This is a genomic window from Phyllobacterium sp. K27 (genome assembly GCF_054796155.1).
On sequence record NZ_JBTWND010000003.1, the window covers coordinates 730,245 to 744,213 of the forward strand.

At 52.6% G+C, this 13,969-nt stretch carries 11 protein-coding genes and 1 pseudogene; 9 read left to right on the top strand and 3 right to left on the bottom strand.

All coding sequences use genetic code 11. From position 1 onward, the window contains the following. Positions 1-14: 14 nt before the first annotated feature. A complete protein-coding gene (locus ACYJL1_RS21385) occupies positions 15-2,306 on the top strand; it encodes a Tex family protein (protein WP_460899130.1) in 2,292 nt (763 codons plus the stop codon). Between the two features lie 94 nt (positions 2,307-2,400). Here the strand turns inward: ACYJL1_RS21385 and ACYJL1_RS21390 are convergent, their stop codons facing one another. Further along, positions 2,401-3,306 carry a GntR family transcriptional regulator gene (locus tag ACYJL1_RS21390; protein WP_460899131.1) on the bottom strand — a complete coding sequence of 302 codons (906 nt, stop codon included), beginning with the start codon at positions 3,304-3,306 and terminating at the stop codon, positions 2,401-2,403. 119 nt (positions 3,307-3,425) lie between these two features. On the opposite strand from ACYJL1_RS21390, the gene ACYJL1_RS21395 reads away from it, so the two are divergent. From ACYJL1_RS21395 to ACYJL1_RS21410, 4 genes are all read left to right on the top strand, one after another. Beyond that, the gene (locus ACYJL1_RS21395; RefSeq protein WP_460899132.1) at positions 3,426-4,412 is read left to right on the top strand and encodes an aldo/keto reductase; all 987 of its coding nucleotides are present in this window, start codon (positions 3,426-3,428) and stop codon (positions 4,410-4,412) included. Between the two features lie 79 nt (positions 4,413-4,491). Then, on the top strand, positions 4,492-5,484 hold the full coding sequence (locus ACYJL1_RS21400) for a substrate-binding domain-containing protein (protein WP_460899133.1): 993 nt from the start codon (positions 4,492-4,494) through the stop codon (positions 5,482-5,484). A 93-nt stretch (positions 5,485-5,577) separates the two neighbouring features. Beyond that, positions 5,578-7,098 (top strand): sugar ABC transporter ATP-binding protein, encoded by a 1,521-nt coding sequence (locus ACYJL1_RS21405; RefSeq protein WP_460899192.1) that lies wholly within the window; start codon positions 5,578-5,580, stop codon positions 7,096-7,098. Between the two features lie 2 nt (positions 7,099-7,100). Further along, positions 7,101-8,069 carry an ABC transporter permease gene (locus ACYJL1_RS21410; protein ID WP_460899134.1) on the top strand — a complete coding sequence of 323 codons (969 nt, stop codon included), beginning with the start codon at positions 7,101-7,103 and terminating at the stop codon, positions 8,067-8,069. A gap of 193 nt (positions 8,070-8,262) precedes the next feature. Here the strand turns inward: ACYJL1_RS21410 and ACYJL1_RS21415 are convergent. Continuing rightward, a pseudogene (locus tag ACYJL1_RS21415) lies at positions 8,263-9,453 on the bottom strand (IS3 family transposase). Positions 9,454-10,189: 736 nt separating this feature from the next. On the opposite strand from ACYJL1_RS21415, the gene ACYJL1_RS21420 reads away from it, so the two are divergent. The 4 genes from ACYJL1_RS21420 (at position 10,190) to ACYJL1_RS21435 (ending at position 13,177) form a co-directional block, all read left to right on the top strand. After that, the gene (locus ACYJL1_RS21420; RefSeq protein WP_460899135.1) at positions 10,190-10,480 is read left to right on the top strand and encodes a hypothetical protein; all 291 of its coding nucleotides are present in this window, start codon (positions 10,190-10,192) and stop codon (positions 10,478-10,480) included. A gap of 66 nt (positions 10,481-10,546) precedes the next feature. Then, positions 10,547-11,125, top strand: a complete 579-nt coding sequence (locus ACYJL1_RS21425; protein ID WP_460899136.1) for a GNAT family N-acetyltransferase — start codon at positions 10,547-10,549, stop codon at positions 11,123-11,125. Next, entirely contained in the window at positions 11,122-11,829 is a 708-nt protein-coding gene (locus ACYJL1_RS21430) for a hypothetical protein (RefSeq protein ID WP_460899137.1), read from the top strand. The genes ACYJL1_RS21425 and ACYJL1_RS21430 overlap by 4 nt, the downstream gene beginning before the upstream one ends. Before the next feature lie 553 nt (positions 11,830-12,382). Continuing rightward, a complete protein-coding gene (locus ACYJL1_RS21435; protein WP_460899138.1) occupies positions 12,383-13,177 on the top strand; it encodes a hypothetical protein in 795 nt (264 codons plus the stop codon). A 304-nt stretch (positions 13,178-13,481) separates the two neighbouring features. Here the strand turns inward: ACYJL1_RS21435 and ACYJL1_RS21440 are convergent, their stop codons facing one another. Further along, the gene (locus ACYJL1_RS21440; protein WP_460899139.1) at positions 13,482-13,895 is read right to left on the bottom strand and encodes a hypothetical protein; all 414 of its coding nucleotides are present in this window, start codon (positions 13,893-13,895) and stop codon (positions 13,482-13,484) included. Positions 13,896-13,969: the final 74 nt, after the last annotated feature.

Genomic DNA, 13,969 nt, shown 5'->3' on the forward strand with positions numbered 1-13,969 from the left:
TTTATGGATACAAAGTGAATACCAATACTGCCAGCATCGCCCGTCTCATCGCCACCGAAATCAATGCGCGTCCTGAGCAGGTCAATGCCGCGATTGAATTGCTGGATGGTGGAGCAACAGTCCCTTTCATTGCCCGCTACCGTAAAGAGGTAACTGGCGCACTTGATGACACACAGTTGCGCACGCTTGATGAACGGTTGATCTATCTGCGTGAACTGGATGCGCGTCGCGATACGATCATCACCGAAATTCGCAGCCAGGGAAAACTTACCCCGGAGCTGGAAGGAAAGATTGCGGCCGTAACCACCAAAGCCGAGCTGGAAGATATTTATCTACCCTATAAGCCCAGGCGGCGAACAAAGGCGGAGATAGCACGGGAACGGGGTCTTGGTCCTTTGGCAGAAGCAATCATTTCTGATCGGCGCACAATTCCGCATGAACTTGCGAAAAATTTCGTCACTGCTGACGTGGCCGATGTAAAGGCTGCGCTTGATGGTGCACGCGATATTCTTGTCGAAAAGTTTTCCGAGAACGCCGATCTCATTGGTCGCTTGCGGAACTACATGAAAGATCGGGCAGTGCTGCGCGCCAAGGTTGTTGATGGCAAGCAGGAGGCAGGCGCAAAGTTTTCGGACTATTTCAATCATTTCGAGCGTTGGGCAACGACGCCCAGTCACCGTGCCCTTGCAATGTTGCGTGGTCGCAATGAAGAGGTGCTTTCTCTTGATATTGAAATCGATACCGACGGCACGGCTGCCATCAAGCCGGTTGAGCGGATGATTGCGGAAGCCTATTCGATCTCGGGAAATAGTGCCGCCGATACCTGGCTTATGGATGTTGTGCGCTGGACATGGCGCATTCGCCTTTCCCTCAATCTCTCCGTCGATCTGATGACGGCTTTGCGCGAGCGCTCCGAGGAAGAGGCAATCCGCGTGTTTGCCCGGAACCTTAAAGACCTGCTGCTTGCAGCTCCCGCTGGCTCCCGCGCAACGATGGGCCTTGACCCCGGCATTCGCACGGGTGTGAAAGTTGCTGTCATTGACGGCACCGGCAAACTGCTTGACACGACGACTGTATACCCATTTCCACCACGCAATGATGTGCGAGGCACGCAGGCTGAACTGGCAAAGTTGATCGCAAAGCATAAGATTGAACTCATTGCCATCGGCAATGGCACTGGCAGCCGCGAAACTGAAAAGCTCGTTGCTGATATGCTTGGCGATATGCCTGCGCCAAAGCCCATGAAAGTCATTGTCAGTGAAGCCGGCGCTTCGGTTTATTCAGCCTCGGCAACTGCTGCCGCTGAATTTCCGGCTCTGGACGTCTCATTGCGCGGTGCAGTGTCAATTGCCCGACGCCTGCAAGATCCACTGGCAGAACTGGTCAAGATTGAGCCAAAATCCATTGGCGTCGGCCAGTATCAACATGATGTTGATCAGTATCGTCTTGCACGATCACTCGAAGGCGTTGTGGAAGATGCGGTCAATGCTGTCGGCGTTGACCTTAACACAGCATCAGCCTCCTTGTTGACGCGTATATCCGGTCTGGGGGCTTCACTGGCAGAGGCCATTATTGGGCATCGCAATGAAATAGGTCCATTCAAAACGCGACGCGATCTTTTGAAAGTTGCCCGTCTTGGCCCCCGCGCCTTTGAACAATGCGCCGGTTTCTTGCGCATCAGCGATGGCAGCGAACCTCTTGACGCATCTGCCGTCCATCCGGAAGCTTACGGCGTTGCAAAGAAGATCGTCAGTGCCTGCGGACGGGATGTGCGCTCCCTGATGAATGACAGTGCCGCGTTGAAAGCACTTGATCCGCGGCTTTTTGTTGATGATCGCTTTGGCCTGCCGACAGTGCGCGATATTATTGCGGAGCTGGAAAAACCCGGCCGCGATCCCAGGCCGGAGTTCAAGACGGCAACTTTTGCGGATGGCATTGATAGCATCAAGGATTTGAAACCCGGCATGCTGCTCGAAGGTACCGTGACAAATGTTGCTGCTTTCGGTGCATTTGTCGATATTGGCGTGCATCAGGACGGGCTTGTCCACCTTTCCCAACTGGCAGACCGATTTGTCAAAGATGCGCATGAAGTCGTCAAAGCCGGTGATGTGGTTAAAGTTCGTGTTGTAGAGGTCGATCCAAAACGCAACCGCATCAGCCTGACAATGCGCAAAGACGGGGGTGGGAATGAAAAGCCCCGGAGCCCACGTCCAACCGATCGTACGCACCAACCACCCAAGCCGCAGAGCACGGCGGCGCAGGGTGCGTTTGGCGCAGTATTGGCCGATGCCATGCGTAAAAAGTAGTTAGAGCAATTCCAGCAAAAGTGGGAACCGGTTTTGCGTCCGGAATTGCGTAAAAACAAAGAGATAGAGCATTGAAAGCGACTGCGTTTTTGCTCTAGCCCAATTCCTGCTCTTTGTCTTTGGGCATTATGGACTGAAGCAAAGTGTCGCGCGCGGATTTCAGATGCGCGCGACACGCCTTGTTGACGCTCGAAGGGTCGCGGGAGCGCAGCGCCTCGATGTAAGCCAGATGTTCTTCAACAGCACGCGTATTACGCTCTCGGGCATGCTGCTTGTTCCATTGATAATGGTAGTGAAACACAATTGCGATAATGTCGTAAAAATCATCAACGAACCGGTTATGGGAAGCTGAGTGGATCAGCCGGTGAAACCGTTCATCCAGTTCAGAAAACTCTGTGTACCTTCTATCGATCTCGTCCAGAAGCTTCCGGTGCTCAACTTCGAGATCATCCAGCTTCGCGCGCGCAGGATGATCATCGGGCAGTTTGGTGAATGCAACGGCTGATCTCAATTCAAACACTTCACGAATTTCGAAAAGCTCCAGCGCGAATTCACGCGTAAAACCTTTGAGTATCCAGTGACTGTTCTTTCGCTTTTCAATCAGGCCAAAGCGACTGAATCTTATCAGAAACTCCCGAACGCCTGAGGTGCCGACGCCAATGTCACGCGCCAGTTCCAGTTCATTGATCTGCATTCCCGGTTGTGCGCCACCGGCAAGAATGCGCTTCATGAAACTTCGTTCGATAATCTCCGAAAGAGAATCCGTCTGGTCTTCGGGAAAATAGTCTTTGGGGCCTGGTTTACGCAGTACAGACTTGCCCGGCTTTTCCATTTTCACCAGCCCGGATTCGGCCAGTTTTTTAAGAATGGCCCGCACTGTCGTCCGGCTTATACCCAATATCGCGCCAAGCTCAGACTCGGATGGCACAGTTTCCACGTCGTTCAACAGACGGAGGCATCTGTTATAGCCTTCCTTGAAAACCGTATTCTGCTTCGACATACCGCCCCCCAACGCGCATGTTTGCGTGCTCCCAAACATTTAGGCACAAGAACGATTGACTGAAAAGGTTTTTTGTCGATAAAAGACAATATAGACTTTGCGTGTCTGGGAGGAACGCTTTGGAAATCCGTAAAATTGGCACAACGCCGTTGGCCTTAACCCAATTTGGATTTGGGGGTGCGGCAATAGGTGGTCTTTATAGAGAATGCCCCCGCGAGAATGCCATGTCAGCGCTGCAAGCAGCATGGGATGCAGGTCTGCGCTACTTCGATACCGCTCCATTTTACGGATTTGGTCTTTCAGAACGCCGAACAGGTGACTTTCTGCGCTCAAAACCACGCAACAGCTATGTGCTTTCAACAAAAGTAGGCCGATTGCTCAGGCCGGTACCCGATGATCAAATCCCGGATCACTCCTACGTCAATCCCCTGCCCTTCACCGTTGACTATGATTACAGCTATGACGGTATCATGCGGTCATTCGAGTTCAGCTTTGCCCGGCTTGGGCTAAACCGAATAGACATTCTCTATGTGCATGATATCGGCGCATACACTCATGGTCTTGAAAAAAATGCTGTCTATCAGCGACAACTTCTGGGCGGTGGAATGAGGGCGTTGGAGGAGCTGAAATCGTCAGGTGCGATATCGGCTTACGGCCTCGGGGTGAACGAGGTTGAAGTATGTATGGATGTCATCGCCCAAAGCGATATAGATTGCATTCTTCTGGCCGGGCGATACTCTCTTCTGGACCGTTCGGCAGAACGTGGCTTGCTTGAAGAATGCCGCAAGAAGAAGATCTCCCTGGTCATTGGCGGCGTATTCAACTCCGGCATATTGGCAACAGGACCGGTACCGGGAGCCAACTTTGATTATGGACCGGCATCCAACGACATATCAGAGCGTGTCCGCTCCATGGAGTCCATCGCCAAGGCATACTCCATCCCTCTGGCTGCTGCCGCCATGCAGTTTCCACTACGAGAACCTGTGGTTGCAAATGTTCTTATCGGAACAGCAAAAGCGGCTAGTCTCAACCGAAATATGGATCTTTTGAACGTGACGGTCCCCGATTCTTTCTTTGCGGAAGTGGAACAGTTCACAATCAAATAGAACTACGACAAGCGGGATCGAGTGCGCCACGATCCTGCTGACAATCAAACAAGAAAGGCGCTTGGAGAGGAACCTCGAAATGATATCTTTTGGAAAACACTTGAACCGCAGAACTCTGCTTGGTGTAGCCGGTGTCGCTATTATGGCCGGCATGATGGGAACTGCACCTGTGCGTGCACAGGACGTGACCATCCCGATTATCGTTAAGGACACCACTTCCTTTTACTGGCAGATCGTGCTTGCCGGAGCACGTAAAGCGGGCAAAGATCTTGGCGTTAAAGTTCCAGAACTCGGCGCTCAGGCAGAGTCGGACATCAACGGCCAGATATCCATTTTGGAGAATGCCGTTTCCGGGGCACCGGCAGCAATTGTAATTTCTCCGACAGAGTTCAAGGCGCTCGGCAAGCCAATTGATGAGGCCGCAAAATCGGTAAAGATCATCGGGATTGATTCCGCAGCGGATTCGACGGCATTCACCTCGTTCCTCACAACTGATAATGTTGAGGGCGGTCGTGTCGCCGCAGATGGCCTGGCTGCTGCAATTACTGAAAAATATGGCAAGGCAGAGGGCGATGTCGCGATCATTACCGCGCTGCCAGGTGTCGGTTCACTGGATCAACGGGCGAAGGGCTTCAAAGAGCAATTGGCTGCGAAATACCCAGGTCTCAAGTTGGTAGCCGATAAGGTTGCTGACGGTCAGGCGACAACCGGCCTCAATATTACGACCGACTTGATCACTGCCAATCCCGAACTGCGTGGAATTTTTGCATCCAACCTGATCATGGGTCAGGGCGCTGGCCAGGCAATTGCCGAAAACAAAGCCGAGGACAAGATCAAGGTCATCGCCTTTGATAGCGATGAAAAGCTGGTGAAGTTCCTGAGTGATGGCATACTCTATGCGCTCGTTGTACAGGACCCATTTCGTATGGGTTACGATGGGGTGAAGACCGCTCTCGCCGCTTCAAAGGGGGAAAAAGTTGAAACCAACGTCGACACGGGCGCCAATCTGATTACCAAGGCGAACATGAACGAGCCACGTGCGCAGGAGTTGTTGAACCCGAAACTTGATTAACCGGGACTCTGCTCTCCAATCGAAGGGGCTGCCATGGCAACTGAGAACTTTGCATCACAATCCGGCAACGGAACAAATGCAACCGCTGCGATCATGGCAGCCGATTTACCTATCCTGGAACTTAAAGGGCTGGAAAAGCAGTATTTTGGCACTCACGCCCTGAAACCAACCGACCTTGCTTTCAAGGCTGGCGAAATACACGCTATTGTTGGCGAAAACGGCGCGGGGAAATCAACCCTCATAAAGCTTCTGACCGGCGTTATTCCGCGCACAGGCGGCGAAATTTACTGGCGCGGTGAACCTGTAGCGTTGAGCACGCCGATCGAAGCCATCAGGCATGGCATTAACGCAGTGCATCAGGAAGTGGTTCTTTGTCCGCATTTGAGTGTGGCAGCCAATATATTTCTGGGCGAAGAACATCTGCGTTTTGGACTGCTTAAACACCGCAATATGGTGCGAGAAGCCCAGAATATCCTCGATGATTTGGGCTTCGACCTGCCTTCCCATGCCATGCTCGGCGACTTGACGATAGGCCAGCAACAATTAATTGCGACGGCACGCGCGGCAACAAGAGGCGCCCGTTTTCTCATATTTGATGAACCTACCGCCTATCTGACACGAAAGGAGGGCATGCAACTTTTTGCCCTTATCCGACGTATGCAGGCAAATGGCGTGACCATTGTTTATATCAGCCACCGGATGGAAGAAGTTTTTGAACTTGCCGATCGGATATCGGTATTACGAGACGGCACACTGGTCGGAACACGAGAAATTGCCGACACCAATGAGAACGAATTGATTGCGATGATGATCAATCGGTCCATCGAGCAGATTTATCACAAGGACAGTTTCGAGTTCGGCAAGCCCATCCTGGAAACCCGCAATCTGTCCGGCAAGGGTTTCGAGAATATATCGCTCACTGTTCGGGAAGGCGAGATTGTCGGACTCTATGGGCTGATCGGCGCGGGACGCAGCGAGTTTGTCACCACTGTCTTTGGCCGACATGCGAAATCCTCAGGCTCTATCTTGTGGAAGGGCGAAGAGGTTCATATTCGCCACGAGAAGGATGCTATCAAGCTTGGCATTGCACTCGCCCCCGAGAGCCGCAGGGATCAAGGGCTCTGCCTGTCACTGCCTGTAAGCCTGAACCTCAATTTGCCGGTTTATTCGAAACTTAGCCGTGGCGGGCTTATTTCGAAGACCAAAGAATCGAACCAGGCTGACCGCCAGATTGCTGACCTGCGCATCAAGACATCAACACGAAGCGCGAGCGCCGCCAGCCTGTCAGGTGGCAATCAGCAAAAGATCGTCATCGGCAAATGGCTCAACCATGGTGCCAAACTCTTCATTTTTGACGAGCCGACAGTCGGCGTCGATGTCGGCACCAAAGCTGAGATTTATCGTCTTTTTTCTGTGTTGCTATCGCAAGGAGCCGGGATCATCCTGATCTCTTCGTACCTGCCGGAAGTCTATGAACTGGCTGATACACTGCATGTTTTCCGGCGTGGTGAGATGGTTACAACACATCAATTCAAATCCGCCAGCCATGAAGATATTTTGACAAAAGCGCTTGGTTCGGCCCCAGCCAACCCAATTTTATCCGGAGAGTCCTGATTATGAGTGTCGATACCAAGGAACCAGTCATTTCAACAAAACGGCGTTACAATGTTCTCTTCGGGCTCACATTGCTTGCTCTTCTGCTGGTACTTTGGCTCATACTTGGTCTGTCGACCACGACGTTCTGGACGGCAAACAATATCGCCAATTTGTTGCGCCAGGGGGCCATGATCGCAATTCTCGCGGTTGGTCAGACCTTTGTTATCATTACCGGCGGGATAGACCTTTCTGTTGGCGCAATCGCAGGCTTTGCCAGCACAATCGTAGCATTGCTTCTGGCCAATGGATTTCCGGTCTGGGCAGCAGTGCTCATTACCCTTGGCATTGGCCTCGGCATTGGTCTTTTTCATGGCTTCGGCATTGTCAAGATGGGTTTGCCACCGTTCATCATCACCTTGGCTACGCTCACATCACTTCGCGGAATCGGACTGTTGATTACAAATGGTGCGACCATTTCAATCAACAATGATGATTTTACAAACTTCTCGCGGAATGACTTTCTTGGAGTTCCAAACCTGTTCTGGATGGTAATTCTGGTTGGCGTTCCTGCCTATATTCTGCTCCAGCATACGCGTTGGGGCCGCTATCTCTTTGCAGTTGGCTCAAACGCCGAAGCCGCCAGGCTCTCCGGCGTCAATGTCAAACAGACCATCTACCTCGCTTATACGTTGTCAGCCGTTTGCGCTTCTTTTGTCGGCATTCTGCTTGCTACCCGGATCGGAGTTGGCAATCCGACGCAGGCCGAAGGTTGGGAACTGCAAGCCATTGCATCATCTGTCATTGGCGGCACCAGTCTCTTCGGTGCTGTCGGGTCTGTTCAAGGTCCTTTGCTTGGGGCCTTCATCCTTGCCACCATTAATAATGGGGCCAATCTTCTCAACGTCAACTCTTTCTGGCAACGCGTTATCACGGGCTTGCTTATCATTGTGATTGTCTATTTTGACCAGTTGCGCCGCCGGAGGAAATAAGCGGAATTAGCAACTGCCACCAAACATAATAGAGTTCATTTGATACCCTGAAATCCCGTTGTTTCAGGAGTGATGAATGAGTGTTTCAGTTGAGTTGAAGACGAAAGAGATGAGCTGTCGGCGCGGATTTTGAGCTTAACTGCTGAGCTTTGCGCAGTACAGGCACAGATTGCATTGACCTTGCCCCCAGGCTTTATCCAATTCTGAGTTCGCTCCAGCGGTTTTTGGTTGCGGTGTTTGGGGCGGTAGCTGCGAGCTGCGGTGCGGAGCCATTTCGGCTGCGCAGCACCGCATCACGTCGCGGGTTGATGGTCTGAGCGAACTCGGCAGGTGTCAACCAGCCGAGGCCTGAGTGCGAGCGGTGATCATTATAATCGCTGCGCCAGTTTGAAAGAGCTGATCGGGCGTGAGCCAATGACGAAAACAGGGTTTCGTTCAATAGCTCGTCGCGCAGTCGCCCATTGAAACTCTCGATGAAGGCATTCTGGATTGGTTTGCCTGGCGCGATGTAATGCCAATCCACCTTGGTATGATCTGTCCATTGCAGGATCGCATTGCTGGTGAACTCGCTGCCATTGTCGCTGACAATCATTCTGGGCCTTCCTCTTTCCTGGATGATCCCGTCAAGTTCACGGGCAACCCGCAGCCCGGACAGCGAGGTATCGGCGACGAGACCCAGGCATTCCCGAGTACAGTCATCCACGACCGTCAGGATCCGAAATCTGCGGCCATCGGTGAGCTGATCCGACACGAAGTCCAGCGACCAGCGATCATTGGCAGCCATCGGGATCAACATTGGTGCCCGTGTGCCGATCGCTCGCTTGCGGCCACCACGCTTGCGCACGGTCAGCTTCTCCTCCCGATAAGAGCCGGAAGAGCTTCTTGTGGTTCACAACGTGCCCCTCGCGTCTGAGCAGCACATGAAGGCGGCGATATCCGAAGCGTCGGCGCTCTTGCGCCAACGTCTTCATTCGCTCGCGAAGGTCGCGATCATCGCCGCGCGCGGTTTCGTAACGGATCGTCATGCGGCAGCAGCCCATGGTTTTACACGCCCGCCGTTCGCTCATCCCATGCTGGTTCATCAGATGCGCGACAGCTTTCCGCTTGGCTGCGGGCGTCACCACTTCTTTCCCAACAGGTCTTTCAAGGCAGCATTGTCGAGCATGGCGTCCGCCAGAAGCCGCTTCAGCTTCGTGTTCTCGTCCTCCAGCGTCTTCAGCCGTTTGGCCTCCGACACATCCATGCCGCCGTATTTGGCTTTCCACTTATAGATACTGGCGTCGCTGACACCGTGCTTGCGGCAAAGCTCCGAGACCGGCATGCCTGCCTCATGCTCCTTCAAAATGCCGATGATCTGTTCGTCTGTAAAACGGTTGCGCTTCATTCTCTGGTCCTCTCAATGGGCCAGAGCGTACTTCAAAATGGATTATGTCAACGGGGCAAGGTCAAAGCCTCTTCCCTTCACTGGAGCAAAATTGCACTGATTTCGCAGTGCCGCTTTGCCTTTAGTTCCGAGATTTGTCGCGTTTTGCGTCGACAGACGCCATTCCTTGCCCTTAAATGCGAGATGACAACCCTGTTCGATGGTATCCGATGTCTAGGCGCAATGACGTTTCTCGATCTAGCGACCGATCCGGTTGACGGCACGAGCAAGCGGTCGTCGCCCTGCCGTTATCGGCAGCGGACGCTTCTGGACCAAACGCCCCGGCGTAGTCCCCTTCCCTATCCATGCAGCCATCCGCCCGCCCTATGAACCCTGTCTCAAGTTTAGGGGTAAGAATCTCGAATTAAAGGCAAAAAATATCAGATTTAGAGACAAAGGAACCCCTTTGATTTTGTTGAATTCCTCATCTCGCCTTTAAGAGAAAAACGACATTTACGCTCCTCAAATATAACTGCGCAGTTAGGACAAAGCGGTCGCTGGCATATCGGTCGGGCGTGGCAAATGCAGGTCATCCTGCACCTGTTGCTGTGTGAACGTCAGCTTTTATCTCCTCCACCTCATAGGTTCAGATCGCCCAAAATGGTCGACGTCGGCAGTACGATGCCTGAGCCAGTATTTGTACTGGCGCAGAAGAAATAAAGCGGCTAGGCCAATAGCATCCAAGAAAGGAAAATAAATGAATACTCCAGTACGTCTCGCCGTCTCCCTCATCATCGCCGTGATTGTCGGCGGTGGATATATGATGATCGACAAACAACGTGGAGCGGAATGGGTCGTATCACCGCAACAAATTGCAGAGGCACAAGCAAAGGGACAGCCTGGTGTCGAATCCCGTCCCGGCACCGTGACGGTGTTGCCAATACGCAGTGAAACTGCCGACACACTTCCGATGAAATGGGCCTTTGCCGGTATTGCAGCTGGAATTTTCGTCTTTATAGCAATGCGCCGCCGTACGGCTGTCGGTTGAGACAAACGGCAACGCCGGATTGAGCGAGTACAGCCTGTGAAGTTACAAAGGGGTGAGGAGCTTTGAATGACACTGGATTTGGAAACTTCTCGTCTGCGGCTTTCAAGGGTTCGCCCTGAAGATTGGGAGGCCTATTATCCGATCTTCTCAGCCCCCGAGACATCGCGGTTTTCCGATTTTCCACGCAAACCCACGGAGAAGCGGACAAGAGGCTTTGTGAACTGGATGGTTCGCGTGTCCCAGCAGTCCAAGGGGTTCGGCTGGATGGTGCGGGATCGCGACACGGGAGTTCTCCTGGGCTGTATCCGCCTGAACTCCGTCGACAAGCCAGCCTCGCTGGCGGTCATCGGCTACGAATTCGGCAAGTCCTTTTGGGGAAAAGGCTACGCTACGGAAGCATTAATCGCTGTCACGATGCAATGCCATGAAGCCATGAAGATTTATCGGCTGGAGGCTTGGACAGTGGAGGGAAATCCGGGCTCAGACCGCGCTCTTTTGAAAGCGGGATACAAGCACGAAGGCACGCAGCGAAAGAAAATGGTCATTGGCGAGCAACGCTTCGATCAGCGGTTATTTGGGCGGCTGGCCGACGACGCTGAACGCCTTAAAAATACGCCGGCGAATGTTCGTGAAGGGTGGTTATGAGAAAATACAACTTTCCTGTTTCATTCGCCCCAGCAGCCGGTGATAGGTTCTGCCGTGTTGTTCTCCACGACAGGTTCGCTTCACGTGAACTCATCGACGATTTTCCAAAGAATATCACTGCGCGCTATCTGAACGACGTGGTCGGTATAGGCACAACGGTCGCGACCTATCGCGAAGCAAACGAAACCGCCATCGATATCGTCGTGAGTCAAAGAACACCAATCTCTGATATCGATCGTGCGATTATCCTCAACCTGATCGATTTCGGTCAAGATTATGAGTCCTCACAATCGACGACAATCAAAAAGGTTGTGTTCTTTCTTGATAATGCGCAGGCGATGTCGGTGGCCCAGCTTCTGGATGCACTGGAAGGTGCCAACATCGAGGCAGGTTTGTTCATGACGGCGCGCTTGGCGGAGTTTCCGCCCGAGGATGAATATCTCGCAACGAACTGGCCGCAGGGTTGGATCGGCGAGCAGAAGTATGACTGGCCTGGCTATTATTTTTTCAATTTCGCAATGACCTATGCGAGCGCCTTGCCGCAGCCGGATTTAGACTTCGCCAAGCAATTCATCAAGGCGTCACATGACGTGAATATGTGGAATGGATACAATCCGGGACGGAGCGCGAGGCAGTCCGTTGCCTCCGACCGTGCTGGTATGAGCTTCGAAATTGATGCCGAAGGCATGGTGCACTTAGATTAGTTTCTCTAAATGGTTCTGCGATGCGCAAGCACCTTGGCAGAAAGGCTCTGTAGCGAATATGAAACGACTAAGATGCTAGCTCGCCAACCTGTCAGACAACTCTCTCGGTGCACTTGGTCCATTATCGGCAAAAGCACAGAATGTACTCGAGCATCTGTTGGGAGCGCCGCACGATTACGCTTGGCGACGGTCGCGCCGCCGGCCACGCGATTCATTTTCACATCATCCCGAGATACGCATGGGTCGAAATGCTTTTTGGCAAGACCAACGATATCGGCTTGAGAGTTTTGCTGAGGAACCAGCAGAAATCCCGACGGATGCTGCTGAACTGACTTTCTTTGTCTGCGTGAGTTTCGTGAGCGCGCTATGCCCCCACCAGTAGAGGGTCCCACAATTGAACAGACTATCAGGACATTAAGAGAAGGAATGTGCGCGCCTGGCATCAACGCGCAAAATGAGTGGCCTTTCCTGTTGATATATCCCGAATTGTGTTTCATAATTTTGTCGCCTGCCAGACTGATACTTTAATGATCTGACATCCGTAGGAGAGATTATGGGACCTTCCGATTTCGGTATTTCACCTTCTGCTGCCTCCGGCCTGATGCAAGAAGCATACAGACAGCGCGACAAATACGAGCGGGAACGCGCAGCAAGCTCGCAATACGCAGCATCGATCGAGAAGAGCCGGACCGGTTGGAACCTGATGGATACAAGTGAGGACGGCGTGTCCGTCAGCACTCCTGTCGCAAAGCTTGGCATCAGTATCGGTAAGATCACTCTGCCGATACGCAACCGGAAAACCGGGGAAGTGCGGACATTCAATGGCGGCGGTCTTGGTGGAACGCTCGGCGTCACTGTAGGCGTTGGCGTGCTTTCGGTGAAGCTGAAGGGCTTTAAGGTCAATGGCCCCTCTGAAGTTGCCAAGCGCGTGCCGACAGGCGAATCGATTGGTAACTTGCCATGGGCGCAGGTCATTGACGGTGAAGTTGGTGTGCCGATTTTCAAGGGACCCTACTGGGACGAATCCGAGGGAACTGATCAATTTTCCGGCCCGGTTGGCATAACAACGGGAACTCTGATGACGCCGAGCCGTGAATCCATCGGCATTTTCAATTTTGTCAAGAATCTCTTTGACGACCCAAAGACGCTGATCCCGAAGACGCATAATATGATGGCAATCAGCTTCTATAATTGGAAGGCTGTACCGTTCCTGATGAGTCCAAATCCTGCCCTGACGCAGCCGCTGGCCACGCGATATATGGAGGCGATTGCCTTCTGCACGAAAGAAGGTCACTCGGCAAATATTGTCGGCTTGCAGGGTAAGCAGGCTTTCTTTAAAGTTTCATAAGACTGATAAACTAAGCCCGATGCGCCCGAGCACGATGACGCGCGCATTTCCGTTTCAATGGGTCTTGATTGTTTCCACCGCAGATGTTTTTGATTTTCATAGCCTGTATAGGCGTCATTCGACTCGCACCATACGCCTGTCGAATTTCATCAATGCTCAGATAAGCTCGTTGCGCCGTTGTCTGCATGGTTCTATCCATATAACGGAGTTGACCGATTGGGGTCCGGTATGCGTAGAATGCGTGCTAGGCAATCTTTTTGGACCTTTCCAACTCTACGCACACCATCACAACGCTGCCGTCATACTACACCATACGAGCGACTTCCTGTTCGGATTTTACTACGCGTACAGCTCCAACGCGCGCGCCCATCTTTGTCAGCACGATCTTAATCTGTTCCATAGTGAGTCCGGACAGGTGCCGCACATTGACACCTATGGCTTTCGCCAGATCATCGACCGTGATAAAGAGCTTGCTACCGATCTTACCGCCAATTTGTGTAAGGGCCTTGGCCGATGCTACCCAAGCACAAATCCCCGCACTTGGATTAATGTCCACAATTACCTTAGCCAGCGCTGTCCCTTTGGCGGCTTTAAACATCTGTGCTGCTTTGCCAACTGGGGAAAATCGCAGCGCATCTTGACCTAAGCCGGCGGCGGTACCTTTGGCGACCCCGTCGCCCATCCGCAAAACATCAACGAAACCCGAGCCGAACGTCATAGAGCGGAACGCTGATTGTGTGAATCAGATAGCTTCCTTTGATGGAAGAACTGTGATTCAACCTGCTTGGAGGT

Coding starts and splice junctions, on each gene's coding strand:
- ACYJL1_RS21440 (WP_460899139.1), bottom strand. CDS start 13,895: ATGACGTTCGGCTCGGGTTTCGTTGATGTTTTGCGGATGGGCGACGGG.
- ACYJL1_RS21425 (WP_460899136.1), top strand. CDS start 10,547: ATGACACTGGATTTGGAAACTTCTCGTCTGCGGCTTTCAAGGGTTCGC.
- ACYJL1_RS21410 (WP_460899134.1), top strand. CDS start 7,101: ATGAGTGTCGATACCAAGGAACCAGTCATTTCAACAAAACGGCGTTAC.
- ACYJL1_RS21435 (WP_460899138.1), top strand. CDS start 12,383: ATGGGACCTTCCGATTTCGGTATTTCACCTTCTGCTGCCTCCGGCCTG.
- ACYJL1_RS21405 (WP_460899192.1), top strand. CDS start 5,578: ATGGCAGCCGATTTACCTATCCTGGAACTTAAAGGGCTGGAAAAGCAG.
- ACYJL1_RS21430 (WP_460899137.1), top strand. CDS start 11,122: ATGAGAAAATACAACTTTCCTGTTTCATTCGCCCCAGCAGCCGGTGAT.
- ACYJL1_RS21390 (WP_460899131.1), bottom strand. CDS start 3,306: ATGTCGAAGCAGAATACGGTTTTCAAGGAAGGCTATAACAGATGCCTC.
- ACYJL1_RS21400 (WP_460899133.1), top strand. CDS start 4,492: ATGATATCTTTTGGAAAACACTTGAACCGCAGAACTCTGCTTGGTGTA.
- ACYJL1_RS21420 (WP_460899135.1), top strand. CDS start 10,190: ATGAATACTCCAGTACGTCTCGCCGTCTCCCTCATCATCGCCGTGATT.